At 68.7% G+C, this 21,968-nt stretch carries 20 protein-coding genes; 14 read left to right on the top strand and 6 right to left on the bottom strand.

Features of this window, described 5'->3' with window-relative positions; all coding sequences use genetic code 11:
* Positions 1-78: 78 nt before the first annotated feature.
* A complete protein-coding gene (locus H5J31_RS02285) occupies positions 79-3,465 on the top strand; it encodes a tetratricopeptide repeat protein (protein WP_181770735.1) in 3,387 nt (1,128 codons plus the stop codon).
* Here the strand turns inward: H5J31_RS02285 and H5J31_RS02280 are convergent.
* A complete protein-coding gene (locus H5J31_RS02280) occupies positions 3,446-4,138 on the bottom strand; it encodes a DNA alkylation repair protein (RefSeq protein WP_181770734.1) in 693 nt (230 codons plus the stop codon). The two genes, H5J31_RS02285 and H5J31_RS02280, sit on opposite strands and share 20 nt — an antisense overlap.
* A gap of 195 nt (positions 4,139-4,333) precedes the next feature.
* Between H5J31_RS02280 and H5J31_RS02275 the strand changes: the two genes are divergently transcribed.
* Both H5J31_RS02275 and H5J31_RS02270 read left to right on the top strand, forming a co-directional pair.
* On the top strand, positions 4,334-5,923 hold the full coding sequence (locus tag H5J31_RS02275; RefSeq protein ID WP_181770733.1) for an alpha/beta hydrolase: 1,590 nt from the start codon (positions 4,334-4,336) through the stop codon (positions 5,921-5,923).
* Between the two features lie 172 nt (positions 5,924-6,095).
* Entirely contained in the window at positions 6,096-6,590 is a 495-nt protein-coding gene (locus tag H5J31_RS02270) for a helix-turn-helix domain containing protein (protein ID WP_181770732.1), read from the top strand.
* 588 nt (positions 6,591-7,178) lie between these two features.
* Here H5J31_RS02270 and H5J31_RS02265 read toward each other — a convergent pair.
* On the bottom strand, positions 7,179-8,144 hold the full coding sequence (locus H5J31_RS02265; protein ID WP_181770731.1) for a helix-turn-helix transcriptional regulator: 966 nt from the start codon (positions 8,142-8,144) through the stop codon (positions 7,179-7,181).
* Between the two features lie 101 nt (positions 8,145-8,245).
* Here H5J31_RS02265 and argC point away from each other — a divergent pair, with 101 nt between their 5' ends.
* The 8 genes from argC to argH are packed head-to-tail and all read left to right on the top strand — an operon-like array spanning position 8,246 to position 15,782.
* A complete protein-coding gene (argC, locus tag H5J31_RS02260) occupies positions 8,246-9,274 on the top strand; it encodes an N-acetyl-gamma-glutamyl-phosphate reductase (protein ID WP_181770730.1) in 1,029 nt (342 codons plus the stop codon).
* Positions 9,271-10,431: a bifunctional glutamate N-acetyltransferase/amino-acid acetyltransferase ArgJ gene (gene argJ / locus H5J31_RS02255; RefSeq protein ID WP_181770729.1), complete on the top strand. Its 1,161-nt coding sequence runs from the start codon at positions 9,271-9,273 to the stop codon at positions 10,429-10,431. The genes argC and argJ overlap by 4 nt, the downstream gene beginning before the upstream one ends.
* Positions 10,428-11,348, top strand: coding sequence for an acetylglutamate kinase (gene argB, locus H5J31_RS02250; RefSeq protein WP_181770728.1), 921 nt, complete (start codon positions 10,428-10,430; stop codon positions 11,346-11,348). Before argJ ends, argB begins: the two co-directional genes overlap by 4 nt.
* Positions 11,345-12,538 carry an acetylornithine transaminase gene (locus H5J31_RS02245; RefSeq protein ID WP_181770727.1) on the top strand — a complete coding sequence of 398 codons (1,194 nt, stop codon included), beginning with the start codon at positions 11,345-11,347 and terminating at the stop codon, positions 12,536-12,538. The genes argB and H5J31_RS02245 overlap by 4 nt, the downstream gene beginning before the upstream one ends.
* Positions 12,539-12,552: 14 nt before the next feature.
* Positions 12,553-13,479, top strand: a complete 927-nt coding sequence (gene argF / locus H5J31_RS02240; RefSeq protein ID WP_181770726.1) for an ornithine carbamoyltransferase — start codon at positions 12,553-12,555, stop codon at positions 13,477-13,479.
* Positions 13,476-13,997 (top strand): arginine repressor, encoded by a 522-nt coding sequence (locus tag H5J31_RS02235; protein ID WP_181770725.1) that lies wholly within the window; start codon positions 13,476-13,478, stop codon positions 13,995-13,997. Before argF ends, H5J31_RS02235 begins: the two co-directional genes overlap by 4 nt.
* On the top strand, positions 13,987-14,340 hold the full coding sequence (locus tag H5J31_RS02230; RefSeq protein ID WP_181770724.1) for an adenine nucleotide alpha hydrolase family protein: 354 nt from the start codon (positions 13,987-13,989) through the stop codon (positions 14,338-14,340). Before H5J31_RS02235 ends, H5J31_RS02230 begins: the two co-directional genes overlap by 11 nt.
* A 26-nt stretch (positions 14,341-14,366) precedes the next feature.
* The gene (gene argH / locus H5J31_RS02225) at positions 14,367-15,782 is read left to right on the top strand and encodes an argininosuccinate lyase (protein ID WP_181770723.1); all 1,416 of its coding nucleotides are present in this window, start codon (positions 14,367-14,369) and stop codon (positions 15,780-15,782) included.
* Between the two features lie 58 nt (positions 15,783-15,840).
* On the opposite strand, the gene H5J31_RS02220 is transcribed toward argH, so the two are convergent.
* A complete protein-coding gene (locus tag H5J31_RS02220) occupies positions 15,841-16,545 on the bottom strand; it encodes a TetR/AcrR family transcriptional regulator (RefSeq protein WP_181770722.1) in 705 nt (234 codons plus the stop codon).
* A gap of 29 nt (positions 16,546-16,574) precedes the next feature.
* Between H5J31_RS02220 and H5J31_RS02215 the strand changes: the two genes are divergently transcribed.
* A complete protein-coding gene (locus tag H5J31_RS02215) occupies positions 16,575-17,951 on the top strand; it encodes a serine hydrolase domain-containing protein (protein WP_181770721.1) in 1,377 nt (458 codons plus the stop codon).
* On the opposite strand, the gene H5J31_RS02210 is transcribed toward H5J31_RS02215, so the two are convergent.
* The 3 genes from H5J31_RS02210 to H5J31_RS02200 are packed head-to-tail and all read right to left on the bottom strand — an operon-like array spanning position 17,952 to position 19,830.
* Positions 17,952-18,587 (bottom strand): TetR/AcrR family transcriptional regulator, encoded by a 636-nt coding sequence (locus H5J31_RS02210; protein WP_181770720.1) that lies wholly within the window; start codon positions 18,585-18,587, stop codon positions 17,952-17,954. It lies immediately after the preceding gene.
* Positions 18,587-19,258 (bottom strand): DUF4166 domain-containing protein, encoded by a 672-nt coding sequence (locus H5J31_RS02205; RefSeq protein ID WP_328701351.1) that lies wholly within the window; start codon positions 19,256-19,258, stop codon positions 18,587-18,589. Before H5J31_RS02205 ends, H5J31_RS02210 begins: the two co-directional genes overlap by 1 nt.
* Entirely contained in the window at positions 19,255-19,830 is a 576-nt protein-coding gene (locus tag H5J31_RS02200) for an SRPBCC family protein (RefSeq protein ID WP_181770719.1), read from the bottom strand. The genes H5J31_RS02205 and H5J31_RS02200 overlap by 4 nt, the downstream gene beginning before the upstream one ends.
* A 113-nt stretch (positions 19,831-19,943) precedes the next feature.
* On the opposite strand from H5J31_RS02200, the gene H5J31_RS02195 reads away from it, so the two are divergent.
* A complete protein-coding gene (locus H5J31_RS02195) occupies positions 19,944-20,579 on the top strand; it encodes a DNA-3-methyladenine glycosylase (protein WP_181770875.1) in 636 nt (211 codons plus the stop codon).
* Positions 20,580-20,611: 32 nt separating this feature from the next.
* Positions 20,612-21,886 (top strand): tyrosine--tRNA ligase, encoded by a 1,275-nt coding sequence (tyrS, locus tag H5J31_RS02190; protein WP_181770718.1) that lies wholly within the window; start codon positions 20,612-20,614, stop codon positions 21,884-21,886.
* Positions 21,887-21,968: the final 82 nt, after the last annotated feature.

Here is a 21,968-nt window from a genome sequence, read left to right as displayed (position 1 = left end):
CATGAAGGCCCCCTTCCCTGAGCTGAACCGAGGGAAGGGGGCCTTCACACGTCACCAGGTGTGGCAAAGTGAGTTCCCGTGTCACGTCCAGACGGTCGCTCAAGCATCCAAGACATCGCCCGCGCCCGATTGAGCGACGGCTTCGTCGGCCGCGTCGGGGAACGTGAGGATTTCCGGGCCAATCTGGCGCTGCCGGGCAGCGATCGGCGTCGCCGGTATCTGTTCTCGGTGCACGGTCTCGCCGGTGTCGGCAAGACCTTCCTCCTCGAACAGCTTCGCGGTATCGCCGAGGAATCCCGCGCCCTCGTCGGGTTCGCGGACGACCGTCTGCAGGATCTGCCCGCGACCCTGGTCAAGCTGGCGAAGGATCTCGCTCGCGGCGGGCATGAGATGCGCCGGTTCGAGAAGCGCTACGAGTCCTATCTCAAGGCGAGGGAACGGCTTCGCAGCGATCCGCAGGCTCCCGCGGCCGGCCGCGCGCTCGTCACCAAGACCGTGGTCAAGGCCGGTCTCGGCGTGGCGAAGACCCTTCCCGGCGGGAGCATCGCGGCCGACGCGATCGATGCCGACGCGACGGCGAAACAGCTGGAGCAACTGCAGAGCTATCTCGCGGCCAAGTTCAAGCGGAAGGCCGATGTCCAGCTGCTCCTGGATCCGGCGGAGGAGCTGACCAAACCGTTCGTCGAGGATCTCTGGCGGCTTCCGGAATCCCGGCAGATCACGCTGTTCTTCGACACCTTCGAGCGGACGGCGCCGGTACTGGGGACCTGGCTGCTGGACCTGTTCGGCGGCCGGTACGGGGATCTTCCGCAGAACCTGGTGCTCACCGTGGCGGGCCAGTTCCCGCTGGACGAAGCGAAGTGGAACCGGTACGCGCCGCTGGTGCGCGAGATCGAACTCCGGCCGTTCACCGAACCGGAGGCGCGCCGCCTGCTCGCCGAGCACGGGATCACCGACGAGCAGGTGATCGAGATCGTGCTGCGGCTGACCGACGGCCTGCCCGTCCTGGTCGCCATGCTGGCGGAGCGAAAGCCCACCGGGGCGGACGCCGTCGGCGATCCCGGTGACGACGCGGTCAAACGGTTCCTGCACTGGGTCCCCGAAGAGGCGAAGCAGAAGATCGCAGCCACGGCGTCGCTACCCCGAGTCCTGGACGAAGACGTCCTCGGCGTCCTGACCGGGAAGGAAACGGCGGGGGAGACGTTCCGCTGGCTGCGGGAACTGCCGTTCGTCGGGCGGCGCGAGTTGCCGGTGCGCTACCACCCGGTGGTCCGCGGCCCGATGGTGCGCATGGAACGCGGTCGCTCACCCGGAGAATTCGCCGAGCACCACCGCAAGCTCGCCGAGTATTACGAAGGCCGGTGCACCGAACTCGGGCACAGCCGGCACCGCGACGCCTGGACCGACGAACGCTGGCAGCGAAGGAAACTGGAACAGACCTACCACCGGCTCTGCGGCGATCCGGCCGAAGCGCTGCCGGACGCGTTGCTCGGCGCCGCCGAGATGATCACGACCAGCACCGCGGCCGCACGAACCTGGGCGCGCATGATGGAGCAGGCGGGCATCGACGCGGACGAGCCCGCCGTCCTGCGCTGGGCACAGCGGCTGGCCGAAGCGGTGGGAGGTGACGACGGCGCCCGCGAGGTGGAGGTCCTCGATCTGCTCGCCGGTGCCGGTGAACTCGACGCGGCCCGGCTCTCGACGGTGATCAGGCGGCGCGCCTGGGCTCACGAGGGCCGTGACGAACTAGAGGCGACGAAAAGGGACTACGACCGGGCCCTCGACCTCAATCCCGCCGATCCCTACGTCTGGAGCGATCGCGGCAACTTCCTCCGCAACGAGGCGGACTGGGCGCCGGCGCTCGAAGACCTGAACCGGGCGATCGAACTCGACCCCACGTACGCGTACTCGTGGCGCGGGCGCGGTTCGGCACGTGCCGAACTCGGCGATCTCGACGGCGCGATGACCGACCTCGACGAAGCCGTCCGTCTGCAACCCGACCACGCGTGGGCCTACACGGCCCGAAGCGAGGTCCACTACAAGCGCGGAGAACTCCGGAAGGCGATCGACGAACTCGAGATCGCCATCCGCCTCGATCCCGACTACGCCTGGGCGATCAACTACCGGGCCGTCCTGCTCGCCGAACTGGGGGAGACCGACGAGGCGCTCGCCGGCTACCGGGCAGCGGCCGCTCTTCGCCCCAAAGACGTCTACTACCTGGCCGAGCTCGCCTGGTTCCTCGTGAAGATCGGTGACGACGACGGGGCCTCGAAGGTCTTCGACGCGGCGGTCGCGGCGGAACCCGGCAGTGCGAGGCCACACGCGATCCGGGCGGCGTTCCATCGGCGCAAGGAACGCCATCGGCTCGCGATCGACGGCTTCACCACCGCGCTCCGGATCGACCCGGACTACGAGTGGGCGTATTACATGCGTGGGCTCGTCCATGACGACCTGGGAGATCGGCAGGCGGCACTGGCCGACTTCGACCGAGCCGTCGAGCTGGCTCCCGAGGACGCCGAGAATCACCTGTGGCGAGGGATGACGCTCAGCCGGTTGAAGAGGAACAGCGAAGCGGTGGAGGGCTTGAGCCGCGCGATCGAACTCGACCCCGAAAACGCGTGGGCGTACACCTGGCGCGCGATGGCTCATCAGAGGTCGGGCGATCATCGGGCCGCTCTCATCGATCTCGGCGTCGCACTCGAAGCGAGCCCTTCGACCTCCTTCTTCCATGTGACCCGGGCGGAAAGCCTGGCGAAGCTGGATCGCCACGAAGAAGCCAGGGCGGAACTGGACGAGGGGGTCCGGTTGGGAGAGGACGGGGGATATGCCTACTACCAGCGTGCCCACCATCGCGTTCTCTTCGGCGATCTCTCCGGCGCTTTGTCCGATGTGGACAACGCGCCGGCCGACGGTCACGACGAGAGTGGCCGTGCCCTGCGCGCGGAGATCCATCGCTGTGCGGGCGACTACGGCAAGGCGATCGAGGAACTACGCGAACTGATCGCGCTGGATCCGGACGACACCGAATACCGCGGGAACCTCGGAGAGACCTTGCTGTTCGCCGGGAAGCCGGACGAGGCGAAGGAGGTCTTGCGTCCCTTCGCGTCGCAATCCTTATGGATACGCAATCTTCTCGCGTTGGCCGACCTGAAGACCGGGCGAACCGAAGAAGCCCGACGGCAGCTCGGCGAAGCCCTGGAGAAGGTCTTGGCCGATGTGGCCGCCGACCCCGGGGACTGGGACGCCAAGGCCCAGCCGCTCTTCTATCTCCTGGCTCTCGGACGCGCCGACGACGCGAAACGCGACCTCGTCAAGCTTCTCGAAGAGGGGCCGCCGCAAGGAACCCGGCTGGATCTGCTCCGTGATTTGAAGGAGACGGGACAGCTGTTGCCCGAACTGGGCGACGTCATCGACGAGCTCACCGCGCTGATCCCGCGGCCGGTGCTCAACCGCCCAGGTGCTTGAGCGCCTCCTTCCGGGACAGATTCGAGAGCGCGGGGTGCGCGGCGACGAACGCGCGCACCCAGTCCGGCTCGGTCTTCGCGTACTCGCGTAGCGCCCAGCCGATCCCCTTGCGCAGGAAGAAGTCCTTGTCGTCGATGTTCGCCTCGACCGCTCGGGTGAGCAGATCGGTGTCGGTCCCGCCCTTGGCGCCGACCTGGCAGATCACCGCGGTACGGCGGCGCCATCTGTCCTCGTCGTAGGCCCAGGTCAGCATCAGCGGGGTCAGCGTTTCCGGGTCCGCCCGCAGGATCGGCCCGACCCGGCGGATGGCGACCTCGTCGACGTAGTCCCACCAGGCGCCGGTCACGATCATCTCTTCGTACAGGCCGATCAGCTCGACGTCCTGCCAGCGGGCGTAGGCGCGATACCCGGAAAGCGCGACCGCCGCATACCGCTCTTCACGGAATTCCGCTTCACGCCACAAGGTGAGGACGACGGCGGAAAAACTCACTCGATCGGGTAGCGGATGTTCGGCGAAGAGCTGTTTCAGCAAGGCCGCCCGAGGGGGTGACGCGATACCGAGGAACGGCATCTCCGACTTCATGTACGCGCGCATGCCCGGTGCCTTCTCCGGATCGGCCAGTCCGGCCAAACCGTTGCGAACCGCCGAAACCAGGCTTTTCACCTCGTTCACGCGGGCTCCTTTCCCCAGTGGACTCCGCGAGCGTACGACAGGGGACCGACAAGACTGATATGCCCGGATCGGATCCCGTCGCCCGCCCGGATACCGACTAAAGAGGGATGGCGGTCAACGTGTCGGTCAGCGAGATTGAAGCCGGTTCTCGGTAGCTTCGGCCCGACCGGGTCGAACGCGGACGAAAAGGAACACATGAAGAAATTCGTTGCCGCCCTGGCGGTCGCGGGGATCGGCGTCGGCACCATGGCGCTCGCTCCCTCCGCCACGGCCGCCTCTGCGCAGGACTTCGATCCGAAGCCCATCAGCTGGGGAGCCTGCACCCGGCCGAGTCTGGTCAAGGCCGGAGCGGAATGCGGCTTCCTCGAAGTCCCGCTGGACTACGCGAAGCCGGGCGGGGAGAAGATCTCGATTGCCGTCTCGCGCGTCAAGCACAAGTCCGCCCAGTCACAGGGCGTCATGCTGGTCAACCCGGGCGGCCCCGGCGGCTCCGGCCTCGGCCTCTCGACACTCGGCCAGTACGTCCCGAAGAAGGCCGGCCAGGAGTACGACTGGATCGGCTTCGACCCGCGCGGCGTGGGGGAGAGCAAGCCGTCGCTGACCTGCGACGGCAACTACGCCTCCTACAACCGCCCGCAGTACGTGCCGACCACGCGCGCCATCGAGAAGGCGTGGCTGGACAAGGCGAAGGGTTACGCGAAGGCGTGCGCCAAGAACGGCGCGATCCTCGAACACATCAAGACCATCGACGTCGCGAAGGACGTCGACAGCCTTCGCAAGGCGCTGGGCGAGAAGCAGATCAACTACTACGGCTTCTCCTACGGCACCTACCTCGGCCAGGTCTACAGCACGCTGTTCCCGCAGAACGTGCGGCGGATGGTGTTCGACGGCACCGTCGACCCCCGCGACGTCTGGTACAAGGCGAACCTGAACCAGGACATCGCCTTCGACAAGAACATCAAGACCTACTTCGGCTGGCTCGCGAAGTACGACGACGTCTACCACCTCGGCAAGACCGCTTCGGCGGTCGAGAAGCTGTGGTACGCCGAGCAGAAGAAGCTGTACGACAAGCCCGCGGGCGGCGTCATCGGCGGTTCCGAGTGGACGGACATCTTCCTGCAGGCCGGGTACTACGTCTTCGGCTGGGAGGACATCGCGAACGCGTTCTCGGGCTGGGTGCACAAGGGTGACTGGCAGACCTTGAAGGGCCTGTACGACGACTCCAACCCGCCGGGCCAGGACAACGGGTACGCCGTCTACGCGGCCGTGCAGTGCACCGACGTCGCGTGGCCGCAGAACTGGAACCGCTGGAAGTTCGACAACTGGGTCACGCACTTCCGGGCCCCGTTCGAGACGTGGGGCAACGCCTGGTTCAACGCGCCTTGCCTCGACTGGCCCGCGAAGGCGGGCAAGCCGGTGGAGATCGACGGGCGCAAGGTGCCCGGCATCCTGCTGGTCAACGAGGAGAACGACGCCGCGACGCCGTACCCCGGCAGCCTCGAGATCCGCAAGCGCTACCCGAACTCCAGCCTGATCAGCGCGCCCGGTGGCACGACGCACTCGGGTTCGTTGTCCGGTGTGTCCTGTGTGGACGACAAGATCGCGGACTACCTGCTGACCGGCAAGCTGCCCGTGCGGAAGCCGGGCAACGGTTCGGACGTGCAGTGCACCCCGGTGCCGGCGCCCGTCCCGGCCGGTGCTTCGGCGACGACGAAGAAGTCCGACGTGCCTTCTTCGGCCGCTGAGGTGAAGAAGGAGGCGCTGGCTCAGGCGCTGCCTTTCTGAGTCTGTCGTTTTCGGGATGCTTCGGTGCCCCGGTCCGGTTCCCCGGGCCGGGGCATTTCCTTGGGGGAAGGTGGTCGTGACCGGCACCCTCTCGTCCCGAAAAGCACTGAAAGTACCGGTCGTCCACCGACGGCCCGGGGAATTGTCGGGGACGCCCCTTAGCGTTCCGGGCATGACCATCGTCGAAGAGCACCGGACCGAGATCCGGGTGCAGGACACCGTTTATCGCATCGAGGTCGCCGCCCGTGAGGGTGGCGGCGCGGCCGGGGAAGACCGCTGGGTGACCGTAATGGTCGGCGGCGCCGGACCGCAGGAGGAGCCTGTCGCCGAAGGCAGGCTCGACATCGACGCCGAGGCCGTACCGGCGTTGGCGACCGTCCTTTCCGACACGCTGATGGCGTTCGCCGGGCGGAGCGGCGGCGGGAGCCGTCGCCGAAGATCGGCCGACCGCCCCTCGCAGCAGGGCTCGCCCTGGTCCGAAGAACTCGACGCCGAACTGGAAAGCCGTTGGCTGGATGGGGAAAGCGTCGAGGAGATCGCGCGGCGGTTCGAGCGGACGCCGGGCGGGATCCGGGCCCGGCTGCCCAGGGTCGGCTGCGACCCGGAGCGCCGGGGTGCGTACCTCCCGGTCCCGCCCAGCCAGCGGGAGGTAGGTGAGCTCGCCTGACTCCGGGCGGCCGCGAGGGCGACCGGTCCTCGCGGCCGCCGTCAGTCCACCGCGTCCTGAGAGAGCGCGAAGGCGTCGGGCGCGGGACCGGTGACCTCCTTCGCCACCGGCCCTGGCTCGGATCGCGACCTCCCCACCTCAGTGCGGTCTGCCCCGAGAGGGTGTTGCGAGGGGCACTTTCGCAACATTGGTAGACCGGCGGATCGCGCTGGGCCGGTCGTGAGTGGTAAGGAGAGTTATTGAGGGGTAAGGCAAAGGTGTCGTGTCGGGTGCCGAGTCCGTGAAGGCCTCCTTGAGGGACTCTGGGTCCCTCAAGGAGGCCTTCACGGACCGGTGATCAGCGGGGTGAAGGGGACTTTCTGCTCGTATAGTGAGGGGAAAGTCCCCTTCGACGCGGGTCTGTGGTCCTCGTGGGCGGCGGAGCCCCGGGTGTTGCGAAAGCCACTTTCGCAACCTTCAACGTTGTGGAAGTGGCTTTCGCAACACCCGGGGTCGGCGTGCGGGCGACCGGCAGAACACGCCACCTTCGCCTTTCTGCTCGATAGAACGGCCCTTACCACTCACGACCTCACGGGCGGCCCGCCCCCATTAGTCCACTGTGGACTGAATGCCGCGAGTGGCGCGTGCCGCCATCTCGCGAAGGTGGCCGATCAGTTCCGGCGGTTCGTGCACGGTGAACTCGCAGCCCAGCCCCAGCAGCCGGAACGAGAGCCAGTCCAACGTGTCCGCGCCCGCGTTCAGGACGCAGTTCTCGTCGTCGAGTGGTTCGAGTTCGCCGATGTTGTCCCCGATCGCGGGGGCGACCTGGTTCAGCGGCGCGTGCAGGGTCACGCGTGCGCCGTAGGTGGGAAGGAGGCTGTGCATCTTGCCGGTGACATAGGCCGCGACGTCTTCGGCGGGTGGCCGGCGCGGGGTGGCCCGTCCGCCGGTCGCGCGCGGCTCGGTGATCCGGTCCACCCGGAAGATCCGCCAGCCGTCGCGGTCGAGGTCGTAGCCGAGCAGGTACCAGCGGCGACCGGCCGAAACGAGCCGGTGCGGTTCGACGTGCCGCCGGGATTCGGTCCCGTCGCCGGTGCGGTAGGCGAACCGCGTCCGTTCGGTGTTGGCGATCGCGCCGGCGAAGACGGTGAGGTGTTCGGGGTCCACCGCGGGGCCGGTGCCGGGCAGCGGCACCGTCGCGGCGCCGAGCGCGCCGACGCGGTAGCGCAGCCGCGAGGGCAGCACCTGCTCGAGTTTCGCCAGCGCCCGCACCGACGACTCTTCGATCCCCGAGATCGCCTGCCCGGCGGCGCCACGGAGACCGACGGCGATCGCGACGGCCTCCTCGTCGTCGAGCAGCAGCGGCGGCATCGCCGCGCCCGCGCCCAGCCGGTAGCCGCCCTCGGATCCACGGCTCGCCTCGACGGGGTAGCCGAGCTCACGCAGCCGGTCGATGTCGCGCCGGATGGTCCGCTGGCTGACTTCCAGCCGTTGGGCGAGCTCGCTGCCAGGCCACTCGCGCGGCGTCTGCAGAAGCGACAGCAGGCTGAGCAGCCGGGCGGGCGTATCCGTCATGGGGCAAGGATGCCCCGTATAAGGGACAGGGGATGGCCTATATCGGGTGAGCCGCGCGACTTTGTTTGATTGAACTTGCACGGCTGTGCATAATCATTCGTATGACGGTGAAGATCGCGGTGGCCGGAGCCAGCGGGTACGCGGGCGGCGAACTCCTGCGCCTGCTGCTGACCCATCCCGAAGTCCAGATCGGTGCGCTGACCGCGGCCAGCTCCGCAGGGACGCCGCTCATCCAGCACCAACCGCATCTCGCGCCGCTGGCGGACCGAGTCCTGCTGGAGACGACTCCGGAGACCCTGGCCGGGCACGATGTCGTCTTCCTCGCCCTGCCGCACGGCCACTCGGGAGCCATCGCCGCGCAGCTGGGCCCGGACGTCCTGGTCGTCGACCTCGGCGCCGACCACCGGCTTTCGAACGCGGCCGACTGGCAGCGCTGGTACGGGGGCGACCACGCCGGGCAGTGGCCGTACGGGCTCCCCGAACTGCCGGGCGCTCGTGAGCGCCTCGCCGGGACCAAGCGCATCGCGGTCCCGGGCTGCTTCCCGACCGGCGGTTCGATCGCCCTCGCCCCGGCCCTCGCCGCGGGCCTGGTCGAGCCGGAGGTCACCGTCGTCGCCGTGACCGGGACCTCGGGCGCGGGCAAGAGTCTCAAGCCGAACCTCCTCGGTTCGGAGGTGATGGGTTCGGCCAGCGCGTACGGCGTCGGCGGCGCCCACCGCCACACCCCCGAATTCGCGCAGAACCTCTCGGCGGTCTCGGGGGAGCAGGTCAAGGTCTCGTTCACCCCCGTGCTGGCCCCGATGCCGCGCGGGATCCTCACCACCGCGAGCGCCGCGCTCAAGTCCGACCTGGACGCCGACGGGGCCCGCGAGGTGTACGAGAAGGCGTACGCCGCCGAGCCGTTCGTCCAGCTGCTGCCCGTGGGCCAGTGGCCGTCGTCGGCCTCGGTGGTCGGTTCGAACAACGTGCAGCTGCAGGTCACCGTCGACACCGACACCCGGCGCCTGATCGTGATCGCGGCCATCGACAACCTGACCAAGGGCACCGCGGGAGGCGCCGTCCAGTCGATGAACCTCGCACTCGGCCTCCCCGAAACCACCGGACTTCCGACCGTAGGAGTGGCTCCGTGACCGTCACCCAGCCGAAGGGATTCCGCGCCGCGGGCGTCGCAGCCGGGATCAAGGCCGAGGGCAAGCTCGACCTCACGCTCGTCGTCAACGACGGGCCGCTGCAGGTCGCGGCCGGCGTCTTCACGCGCAACGTGATCAAGGCCGCGCCCGTGCTGTGGTCGCAGGAGGTGCTCAAGCAGCGGCGCCTCAAGGCGGTCGTCCTCAACTCGGGTGGCGCGAACGCCGCGACCGGTCCCGGCGGTTTCCAGGACACCCACCAGACCGCCGAGAAGGTCGCCGAGCTCTTCGAAGCCGGCGCCATCGAGGTCGCCGTCTGTTCCACCGGCCTGATCGGCGAGCGGCTGCCGATGGACGCGCTGCTTTCCGGCGTGGACACCGCCTTCAAGGAGCTCGGCACCGGTTCGGACGCCGACCTCGACGCCGCCACCGCGGTGATGACCACCGACAGCAAGCCGAAGCAGGCGGTCGCGAAACACGACAGCGGCTGGAGCGTCGGCGGATTCGCCAAGGGCGCCGGCATGCTGGCGCCGAACCTCGCGACGATGCTCTCGGTCCTCACCACCGACGCCGTCGTCACACCCGAGGTCCTCGACCGGGCCCTGCGCGCCGCCACCGGCGTCACCTTCGACAGGCTCGACGTCGACGGCGGCACCTCCACCAACGACACGGTGCTCGTCCTCGCGTCCGGCGCCAGCGGCGTCGAGCCGACCGAGGCCGAGCTGACCGAACTGCTCACCGCCGTCAGCCTCGACCTCGTGCTGCAGCTGCGAGCGGATTCCGAGGGCGCGACCAAATACGTCGACGTCACGGTCACCGGCGCGGCGAACGAGGCCGACGCGATCGCCGTCGGCCGGACGATCGCCGAGGACAACCTGGTCAAGACCGCGCTGTTCGGTTCGGACCCGAACTGGGGCCGCATCGCCATGGCGCTGGGCCGGGTGCCCGCGGAGATCGATCCGGACAAGGTCGCCATCACGATCAACGGCGTCACCCTGTTCGCCAACGGCACGACGGCTTCGGACCGCTCCGAAGCCGACCTGTCCGGCCGCGACATCGAGATCGTCGTCGACCTCGGCCTCGGCGAAGGCGAGGCGACGATCTTCACGACCGACCTCTCGCACGCGTACGTCGAAGAGAACAGTGCGTACTCGTCATGAGCCCTTCCGAAACCACGGTGCCCGCGGACGAGCGGCTCGCGACGGCAGCCGAGAAAGCCGCGATCCTCATCGAGGCCCTGCCCTGGTTGCAGCGCTTCCACGGCGCGACCGTCGTGGTGAAGTACGGCGGCAACGCCATGATCGACGAGAGCCTCAAGCAGGCTTTCGCCGAGGACATGGTGTTCCTGCGCATGGCAGGGCTGCGTCCGGTGGTGGTGCACGGCGGCGGCCCGCAGATCACCGCGATGCTCAACCGGCTCGGCGTCGAAGGCGAGTTCAAGGGAGGCCTGCGCGTCACCACGCCCGAGACGATGGACATCGTCCGCATGGTGCTGACCGGCCAGGTCAGTCGCGAACTGGTCGGACTGATCAACGCGCACGGCCCGTACGCGGTCGGCATCTCCGGCGAGGACGCGCGGTTGTTCACCGCCGAGCGCAAACAGGCCACTGTGGACGGTGTTCCGGTCGACATCGGGCTCGTCGGAGAGGTTTCCGAGGTCAACCCGGACGCGGTGCTCGACATCGTCAACGCGGGCCGGATCCCCGTGGTGTCCACCGTGGCGCCGGACATCGACGGCGTCGTGCACAACATCAACGCCGACACCGCCGCCGGTGCGCTGGCCGCCGCGCTGGGCGCGGAGAAACTCGTCGTCCTCACCGACGTCGAGGGCCTTTACGCCAACTGGCCGGACCGCGGCTCGCTGGTCGACCGCATTCGCGTGGACCGCCTCGAAACCCTGCTGCCCGGCCTCGCCAGCGGCATGATCCCGAAGATGGAGGCCTGCGTGCGCGCCATCCGCGGTGGTGTCCGCCGTGCGCACGTGATCGACGGCCGCATCGCCCATTCGGTGCTGCTGGAGGTCTTCACCTCCCGCGGCATCGGTACCATGGTCTTCCCCGAAACGGAGCTTCCGTGACCACGCTCAAGTCCAATGTAGACGGCCAGGAGCACTGGAAGTCTTCCCTCATGGACAACTACGGCACCCCGGCGCTGACGCTCGTCCGCGGTGAGGGCGCGAAGGTCTGGGACGCCGACGGCAAGGAGTACGTCGACCTGCTCGGCGGGATCGCGGTCAACGCCCTGGGCCACGCGCATCCCGCCGTCGTCGCCGCGGTGTCCGAACAGGTCGCGAAACTCGGGCACACGTCGAACATCTACGTGAACCCGGTCGTCGTCGAATTCGCCGAGACCCTGCTGGACGTCGCGGGCCTGACAGGCAACGCGAAGACGCTCTTCGTCAACTCCGGCGCGGAGGCCAACGAAGCCGCGCTGAAGATCAGCAGGCTCACCGGGCGCACGAAGATCGTCGCGTGCGAGGGCGCCTTCCACGGCCGCACCATGGGCGCGCTGACCCTGACCGGGCAGCCGTCGAAGCGCGACCCGTTCGTGCCGTTGGTTCCCGGTGTCACGCATGTCCCCTACGGTGACATCGACGCGCTCCGCGCCGCCGTGGACACCGACACGGCCGCGGTGTTCCTTGAGCCGATCCTCGGTGAAGCGGGTGTCATCCCGGCACCGGACGGCTACCTCCAGGCCGCGCGGGAGATCACCAAGGCGACCGGGACCCTGCTGGTCCTGGACGAGGTGCAGACCGGCATCGGCCGCACCGGCGCGTGGTTCGCCTTCCAGCACGCCGGCATCGTCCCGGACGTCATCACCCTGGCCAAGGGGCTCGGTGGCGGCCTCCCGATCGGCGCCGTCATCGGCGTCGGTGAGGCGGGCGACCTGGTGAAGCCGGGGCAGCACGGGACCACCTTCGGCGGCAACCCGATCTGTTGCGCCGCCGGACTCGCCGTGCTCAAGACCATCGCCGCCGACAACCTGAACGACCACGTTTCCGCGCTGGGCAAGGACATCGCCACCGGTGTCGAGGAACTCGGCCACCCGCTGGTGGCCGGTGTCCGGGGCGCCGGGCTACTGCTCGGCATCGCTCTGCGCGAACCGGTCTCGGCGGCGGTCGCGAAGGCCGCGCAGGAGGCGGGTTATCTGGTCAACCCGGTCGCCCCGGACGCCATCCGGCTGGCACCACCGCTGATCCTGAGCGCCGACGAGGCCCAGGGATTCCTCGAAGCCCTTCCCGGGGCGCTCGATTCCACCACCACCTAGAACAGAGACGAAACATGCCCCGCAACTTTCTCCGCGACGACGATCTCAGCGCGAGCGAACAGGCCGAGATCCTGGATCTCGCCGACCAGCTGAAGGCCGAGCCGCTGAGCTCCCGTGCGCTGGAGGGTAAATCCGTCGCGGCGATCTTCGAGAAGAACTCCACCCGGACCCGGTTCTCGTTCGAGGTGGGCATCTCCCAGCTCGGCGGGAACCCGGTCATCGTCGACGGACGCTCCATGCAGCTCGGCCGCGAAGAGACCATCGAGGACACGTCGCGGGTGCTTTCGCGGTACCTGGACGCGATCGTCTGGCGTACCTTCGCGCAGAAGCGCATCGACGCGATGGCGTCGGCGGCGAGCATCCCGGTGATCAACGCGCTCACCGACGAGTTCCACCCGTGCCAGGTGCTCACCGACTTGATGACCATCCGCGAGCGTAAGGGAAAGCTCGCCGGGCTCACCCTGGTCTACCTCGGTGACGGCGCCAACAACATGGCGCATTCGCTGCTGCTCGGTGGGACAACGGCCGGGATGAACGTTCGCGTCGTCTCGCCCGAAGGTTTCCAGCCGGACCAGCAGGTCATGCTCGACGCCAAGCACCGCGCGACCGAAACCGGCGGCAGCACCACGGTCTTCACCGACCCGTACGCCGCGGTCGAAGGCGCGGACGTCGTCGTCACCGACACCTGGACGTCGATGGGCCAGGAGAACGACGGGCTCGACCGAGTCGGCCCGTTCCGCGAGCTTCAGGTGAACGCCGCGTTGATGCGCCGCGCCGCGGACGAGGCGATCGTGCTGCACTGCCTGCCCGCGCACCGCGGCTGGGAGATCACCGACGAGGTCCTCGACGGCCCGTCGAGCGCGGTCTGGGACGAAGCCGAGAACCGGCTGCACGCCCAGAAGGCGCTCATGGTGTGGCTCTTGGACGAGAAGCGACGATGACCGGCAGCAGGGTCACCCGGCAGGCCCGGATCACCGAACTCGTGTCCACGATGGCCATCCGCAGCCAGACGGAGCTCGCGAAGCTCCTGGCGGCGGAAGGCATCGACGTCACGCAGGCGACCTTGTCCCGCGATCTCGACGAGCTGGGCGCGGTCAAGCTGCGGGGTGCCGATTCCGGTGCCCCGGTGTACGTCATCCCGGAGGACGGCAGCCCGGTACGCGGCGTGCAGGGTGGAACCTCGCGGCTTTCCCGGCTGCTGGCCGAACTGCTGGTCTCGGCCGATTCGTCGGGGAACCTGACCGTGCTGCGCACCCCGCCGGGGGCGGCGCAGTTCCTCGCCAGCGCCATCGACCGGGCGGCGCTGGAGGAGGTCGTCGGTTCGATCGCCGGTGATGACACTGTCGCGGTGATCGCCAGGGAACCGTTGTCCGGCAAGGATCTGGCCGAGCGCTTCATGGCGCTGGCCCGGCGGTCGTCCACTTTGGACGGCGGTGAGGAGACCGAAGGTGGCGCCTGACGAGTTCGGCTTCGCCGACGACCCGGAAGAGCTGGTCCTCACCTTCGACAAGGGGGTGCCGGTGGCCATCGACGGGGAGACCGTCACCCTGCTGGAGGCGCTCCAGCAGCTGAACCTTCGCGCCTGCGCCTTCGGTCTCAAAGGGCGCGAAAGCCACGAGGGCCCGGGTGTGCTCGCGCTGGCCACCGCGTACGAGGAATTGCGGAAGGTCGGCCGCGGCCAGGTGTCCGGCGAAGTCAGCCTGGTGCTGCACCGCGGCAACGCGGTCGTGAACTCCGCGCGCGACGAGCGCACACTGTACGACTTCACCACAGGCGCTACCTTCGACCGATCAGTCGCCTGACGAAAACGAAAGAACCGAGGAGTGTTGTGAGCGGGAATGAGCAGCCGGTGCAGCTGTGGGGCGGCCGGTTCGCCAGCGGACCGGCGGAGGCCATGGCGGCGCTGAGCGCGTCGACCCATTTCGACTGGCGGCTGGCGCCGTACGACATCGCCGGGTCGCGGGCCCACGCGCGAGTGCTGCGGAAGGCGGGACTGCTCACCGAAGACGAGCTGACCGGCATGCTCGCCGCGCTGGACACCCTCGCGCAGGACGTCGCTTCGGGCGCGTTCACCCCGACGGTCGCCGACGAGGACTGCCACACCGCGCTCGAACGTGGTCTGCTGGAGCGGGCGGGCACCGAACTGGGCGGCAAGCTGCGCGCGGGCCGGTCGCGCAACGACCAGGTCGCGACGCTGTTCCGGATGTGGCTTCGGGACGCGGCCCGCCGCGTGGTCGCGGGCACGCTCGGCGTCGTCGACGCGATCGTCTCGCAAGCGAAGCGGCACCCGGACGCGATCCTGCCGGGCCGTACGCATCTGCAGCACGCCCAGCCGGTCCTGCTGGCGCATCACCTGCTCGCGCACGGCCAGTCGCTGCTGCGCGATGTCACCCGGTTGCGTGACTGGGACGCGCGTACAGCCGAGTCGCCCTACGGTTCCGGCGCGCTCGCGGGCTCCTCGCTCGGTCTCGACCCGGAGGCCGTCGCCGCGGAATTGGGCTTCGACACCAGCGTCGACAACTCCATCGACGGCACCGCCTCGCGGGACTTCGTCGCCGAGTTCGCCTTCGACGTCGCGATGCTCGCGGTGAACCTGTCCAGGATCGCCGAAGAGGTGATCATCTGGAACACCGCCGAATTCGGCTACGTCACCCTCGACGACGCGTGGGCGACCGGCAGTTCGATCATGCCGCAGAAGAAGAACCCGGACGTCGCCGAGCTGACCCGCGGCAAGGCGGGACGCCTCATCGGCAACCTGACCGGCCTGCTCGCGACGCTCAAGGCGCAGCCACTGGCGTACAACCGGGACCTGCAGGAGGACAAGGAACCGGTCTTCGACTCCGTCGAGCAGCTGGAACTGCTGTTCCCGGCCATCGCGGGCATGCTGGAGACGCTGACCTTCCACACTGACCGCCTCGCCGAACTGGCGCCCGCCGGCTTCACGCTCGCCACCGACATCGCCGAATGGCTGGTGCGCCAAGGGGTTCCGTTCCGCGTCGCGCATGAAGCGGCGGGGGAGAGCGTCCGCGTCGCCGAGGGCCGCGGTGTCGGCCTGGACGAACTGACCGACGAAGAGTTCGAGAAGATCAACCCGGCCCTGACGCCGGCCGTGCGCGAGGTGCTGACCGTCGAAGGCTCGGTGAGTTCGCGCAACGCCCGTGGTGGCACAGCTCCCGAGCGGGTCGCCGAGCAGCTGGACCGGCTGGTCGCCCGGGTCACCGAGCACCGCACCTGGCTGAGCTGACAAGTACGTGAAGCCCCCTTCCTTACGCCTAAGTACAGGAAGGGGGCCTTCACGTACTTCAGGGCAGTTTGCTCGCGAGGCCGTCGAGGACGCACTCCAGGCCATTCGCGAAGTCGGAGCTGTTGATCTCGCCCGGTTTCCGGTTCCGGCGGGCCGCATACAGCTTCTTCAGCCGCGGGTGATCCCGCACCGCCTGCTCGGCGGTGGGCCACAGCCGGTCCTTCCACTCCTGCTCGCCCAGCCCGCTGCGGGTGAGCGTCGAGAGCCACGCGGCCTCGCTGGTGGCCCGCCCGACGACGTACGCCATGACCGTGTTCCACGCCAGATCCGCGTCCTCCAGCGAGAAACCGGCGTCCTCGAACAGCGTCAGCGCCGCCTCCGACAGCCTGAGGACGTTCGGTCCCAGATACGCCACCCCCGTCTCGCCGAGCAGCGAGGCGATCCAGGGATGCCGCAGGAACACCGAACGCAGGTCGTGCGCGAAGCGCGGCGCGGCCGCGCGCCACGGGCCCGCCTCCGGTAGCGCGACCTCGCCGTAGATCTCGTCGACGACCAGCTCGACCAGTTCGTCCTTGCTGGCCACGTGCGTGTACATCGAGGCGGCCGCCACGTCGAGCCGCATCCCGAGCTTCCGCATGCTCAGCGCGTCGATGCCTTCGGTGTCGAGGAGTTCGATGGCCGCGGCCACGATCTGTTCCCGGCTCAGGGACGGCTGGTCGCGCTTTCGCTTCGGGGGACGGGCCCACACCGACGGGAACGACATCCGCACTCCTTGTCCGTACAGTGTTCACTATGCCGAACAGTGTACGGACAACATTCGACCGCGCCCACTGGCAGGCCCGGCTCGACGGACTGCGGGCCGGGCACCACGTTCCGGGGGCTGCCCTGGCGGTGCTGATCGACGGTGAGATCCACGAACTCGCGAGCGGGATCCTGCATCGGGGAACCGGAGTCGAGGCGACCAGCGACTCGGTCTTCCAGCTCGGCTCGGTCGCGAAGGTCTATACGGCGTCGCTGGTGATGGGGCTGGCCGAGGAAGGACGCCTGGATCTCGACGCGCCGGTGATCGAGGTGCTGCCGGAGTTCGCGACGGTCGATCCGGAAGCGACCAAGACGATCACCGCCCGGCAACTGCTCAGTCATACGAGCGGTCTCACCTGCGATTTCACCGACGACACCGGACGCGGCGACGACTGTCTCGCCAAGTACGTCGAAGCGGCCAGGGGAGTGGGGATGGACTGCCCGCCGGGGACGGCGGCGTCCTACAGCAGCGTGGGGTACAACGTGCTCGGCCGGATCGTCGAAGTACTCACGGGTCTGACCTGGGACGACGCCTTGCGCGAGCGGCTCATCGCGCCGCTCGGGCTCACCGAGACGATGACCCTGCCCGAGGAGGCGCTGCGGTTCCGGGTGGCGATGGGGCATCTAGGGCCCGATCCGGAGCCGACGGCCGTCTGGGACCTCCTGCCGCGCAACGCCGGTCCCTATGGCCGTGTCCTCGCCACCGCCGGCGACGTCGTCCGGTTCGCCCGGATGCTGGTGGACGGCGTCGCGGCCGACGGGACCCGCGTGCTCGCCGAGGAGACCGTGGCCGCCATGCGGCGTCGCGAGGTCGAAGTGCCCGACAAATGGACGCTCGGCTCCGACGGCTGGGGCCTGGGCTTGTCGATCTTCGACTGGGACGGAGTTCTCGGCTTCGGGCACAACGGTTCGTCGATCGGCCAGCGTTCCTACCTGCGAGTGGTGCCGGAAGCGGGCGTGGCCTTCGCGCTGCTCTCCAACCACGGCACGACCGATCGGCTCTACACCTCGCTGGCGCGAGAACTGCTCGGAGAACTCGCTGGAGTCGTCCTGCCGGCCGACTTCGCTCCGCCGACTTCACCGCCTTCGGTGGACGTCGCGTCTTTCGTGGGCACCTACCGGCGCGAAGGCGTCATCATCACCGTCACCGATACGGACGGAAAACTGCACTTCGTCTACGAATTCGCCGACGCGCTCGAAGGCATCGCGCCGCCGATCGAGGCGGATCTGGTGCCGGTGTCGGAAGGCGTCTTCGCCGGGATGAACCCGATGTTCGGCGACGACTGGATGCCGGTCCTGTTCACCGAGCTCCCGGACGGCACCCCATGCTGTTTCACCAGTATGCGAGTGGCGCCGAAGATCGCGTAGCTACTGCTTCGCCGTCTTCCGCAGCTTCGCGCGTACGGCGCGAGTCGCGACAGGGCCGAGTCCTTCGAGGACGTCGACCAGGACGGCCAGCTGTCCCAACGCGGCCAGCGCCTGCTCGCTGCCCTCCGGATTGACGGATTCGAACAGCGTCAGGCCGAGGAATCCGGCGGAGACCGCATGGGCGAGCCCTTCGGTCTCCGCCACTTCGAGCAGTGGTGAACCCGCCAGCACGCGATCGAGCGTGCCCCGGACCTCGCGGACCCATTTGTCCAGGGCCTCACGCGTCGCCTCGGCCAGCCGCCCACCGCCCTGAGCGCCGGCGAGGGTCTGGGCGAGGACCGCCATGTTCCCCTCGGCCCGTTCCTCCGCATGGATGGTCCGGCCGAGTTCGAGCAGCTCACCCACCGTGCTGACGGAGGCGAACCGGTCACGGTAATGGGTGACGCGGTTCTCGGTCGCCGTGACGCAGGCCTGCGCGATCAGCTCTTCGACACTGCCGAAGTGATAGAAGATCAGCGCTTGGTTGGTCCCCGCCGCGGTGGCCACGGTCCTGGCCGAAACCGCGGTGATGCCGCTGGTGCGGATCGTCTCCAGCGCCCCGTCGATCAACCGCTGTTTCGTACTCGGCCCGTTCATCAGTCCAGGACCTTCTCACGCAACGGCTTGACCGCCCCGCTCACCCCCGTCCGCAGGTCGACGAACCGCGCTTCGAACGCGCCCCGGTAACCGAACAGCGGACCGAACCGCCGGTTCGTCACCCGGATCTCGATCCGGAACAGGCCGCTCTCCTCGTCGAACCACTCGTCGACCTCCGCCACCCCGACGACGGATCGCGGCACCACACACCGAAGCGGGCCTTCGCGGAGCCGGAACTCCTCCGAACGGATGCGGAAGCCGCCGTCCGGCCGCACGGTCATTTCGAGGTCGACGGCGATGTGCTGATGCGTGCCGAGGTAGTCGACGATCTTCCCGCGTTCGGCGCTGTAGACCATCTGGGCGTCGAACCGGCGACGTCGTTCCGGCAGTTCGAAGGTGCGCACGAACGACACCGTCTCCCGGCCGAGCGAATCGACGTACGGATAGTTCTCGATGGTGAAGGGCACGTTCCGCCCCCGTTCGGGGAACAGGATGTGCCTCGACGCGCCGAGCCTCAGGAACGGCGTGGCGAAGGCGGGGCCGCGCCAGATCTCGTCCATCACGCCGACGCCGATCATCCCGACGCCGTTCTCGGGGCTCAGCGAAAGCCGTTCGCGCATGCGGGGGTGTAGCGACGCGAAGTCGTCGCCCAGTGCTTCTCGGAAGATCACGCCTGCTCCAGGGTGTCGAGAACGCGGGGTGCGACGCCGTCCTCGCCTGCCCGCGGACTTCGGCTACAGCGGCTCGCCGACGGGGCGAGCAGAGGGAGTTCTTCGGGCGGGACACCACTTTCGAGCCACAACCGGAGCCGATCGAACGACCAGGCCGTCATCCAGCCGAAGAGCGGCCGGAACAGCAGATCGGCGAACCGGCCGAAGACACCCCACCGGGTGGCGTAGTCGAAGCCGGTGACGAACCGGACGCCGTCCTCGGTCGGGGTGTAGCGCCAATACCCCGAACCGGACCTGATCAGCGACATCGGATCCGCGGAGGCGAACCGCAGCGCGGACGTCCGGCCGCCGTCGGGACGCGTGCTCTCCCCGGCGTGCGTCCCGGTCCCGCTGATGACGATTCCCAGGAACTTCGTCGCGTAGCGGAACCGGCCCGGTGAGCCCGGGACCGGCTCGATCCGGGCGAAGCGCAGATCCCACCGTTCGTGCAGTCCCGGGTCCTGCGTATGCCGCCACAGGGTGTCGAGATCGGTGCGGATCACCGTTTCGACGTAGAGCGCCTTCCGGCTCATCGAGCCTCCCTCCAGTTTTGAGCGACTGCTCAAACGCACTGTAGACCATGTTTGAGCGATCGCTCAATGTCGGATCTGTCGGACCCTCCGGTTAGGGTCTGGGCGTGCGGAACTTGGTGACCGGCAAGCAGTTCACCCGGGAGGAACTGGCGCTGGATCCGGTGGAACTGGCCTCGCTCCTGCTCGGCGCGGTGATCGAAGCGACCGGACCCGACGGCACGGTCGCCGTCCGCCTGGTCGAGGTCGAGGCCTATCGAGGACTCGACGATCCCGCGTCCCACTGTTATCGCGGCAAGACTCCGCGCAACGCGGTCATGTGGGGGCCCGCGGGGCATCTGTACGTGTATTTCGTCTACGGGATGCACTTCTGCGCCAACGTCGTCGGCACCGAAGACGGCCGGCCGGGTGCCGTGCTGCTGCGTGCCGGAGAGGTCGTGTCCGGCGCCGACATCGCCCGGGCGCGGAGGCCGTCCGCCCGGGGCAACGGCGAACTCGCCAAAGGACCGGCCATCCTCACCTCGGTCCTCCGGATCGACAAGGCCGAGAACGGCGTCGATCTGACCGACCCCGCGTCACCCGTCCGGCTGTTCACCGGTGAGCGCGTGCCCGAATCGGCCATCCGCACCGGTCCGCGCGTCGGCGTCGCGATGGCGATGGACACGCCGTGGCGGTTCTGGGTCGACGGCTCACCCGCGGTCTCGGCCTATCGCCGCGGCGGCAAGCGACGAGCGGCGGCCCCCGGCCGATAGTCGGTTGACCTGGTACGGGAGGATCTACAGGCGTGAGTGAGCACATCCTTGACGAGCTGACCTGGCGCGGCCTGATCGCGCAATCCACCGACGCCGACGCACTGCGGCGAGACCTCGACCAGGGACCCCTCACCCTCTATTGCGGATTCGACCCGACCGCGCCCAGCCTGCACGCCGGCAACCTCGTCCCGCTGCTGATGCTTTCGCGGTTCCAGCGCGCCGGGCACCGGCCCATCGTGCTGGCGGGCGGCGCCACCGGGATGATCGGCGACCCGCGTGACACCGGCGAGCGCACGCTCAACACCCTCGACACGGTCGCCGAATGGGCGGGCCGTATCCGCGGCCAGCTCGAACGGTTCGTCGACTTCGACGATTCGCCGACCGGCGCGGTCGTCGAGAACAACCTGAACTGGACCGGACAGCAGACCGTACTCGAGTTCCTGCGCGACGTCGGCAAGCATTTCCCGGTCAACACCATGCTGAACCGGGAGACGGTGAAGCGGCGCCTCGAAACCGACGGCATGTCCTACACCGAGTTCAGCTACCTGCTGCTGCAGTCCCAGGACTACTTGCACCTGTACCGCGAGTACGGCTGCAAGCTGCAGGTCGGCGGCTCGGACCAGTGGGGCAACCTCGTCGGCGGCGTCGACCTGATCCGCCGGACCGACGGCGGGCACACGCACGCGCTGACCGCGCCGCTGGTCACCGACGCCGAGGGCCGCAAGTTCGGGAAGTCCACCGGGGGCGGCAGCCTCTGGCTCGACCCGGAGATGACCTCGCCGTACGCGTGGTTCCAGTACTTCGTGAACGTCGCGGACGCCGACGTCGTCCGCTACCTGCGGATGTTCTCCTTCCTGGGGCAGGAGGAGATCGCGGCGCTCGCCGAGGACACCGAGCAGCGGCCCCACCTGCGGGCGGCCCAGAAACGGCTGGCCGAGGAGTTCACGACCCTGGTCCACGGCGAGGAGGCGACCCGGCAGGTCGTCGCCGCGAGCCAGGCGTTGTTCGGCAGGGGAGAGCTGCGTGAGCTCGACTCGCCGACGCTGGACGCGGCCATGGCCGAGGTCCCGAACGGCAAGGTCGACCCGAGTGGCGACTCGACGATCATCGACCTGCTGATCGCCGGTGGCCTCGTCGACAGCAAGGGCGCCGCGCGCCGCACCGTCAAGGAAGGCGGCGCGTACGTCAACAACACGAAGATCGCCGACGAGGAGTGGAAGCCGTCCGCGGACGACGCTCTGCACGGCCGCTGGCTCGTGGTCCGCAAGGGCAAGCGCAACGTCGCCGGCGTGCGCGTCGGGGGCTAGCTCCGGCATCGGCCCGAAACAGGGGGCCTGACCTGCGGGAACGCAGTTAAGGTACCCCCCTGTTTCGGGCCCTCCTGGGGCG

The organism is Amycolatopsis pittospori (assembly GCF_013870525.1).
Taxonomy (GTDB): Bacteria; Actinomycetota; Actinomycetes; order Mycobacteriales; family Pseudonocardiaceae; genus Amycolatopsis; species Amycolatopsis pittospori.
The sequence above is the reverse complement of the archived record's forward strand: the minus strand, read 5'-3'. Positions and strand labels throughout refer to the sequence as shown.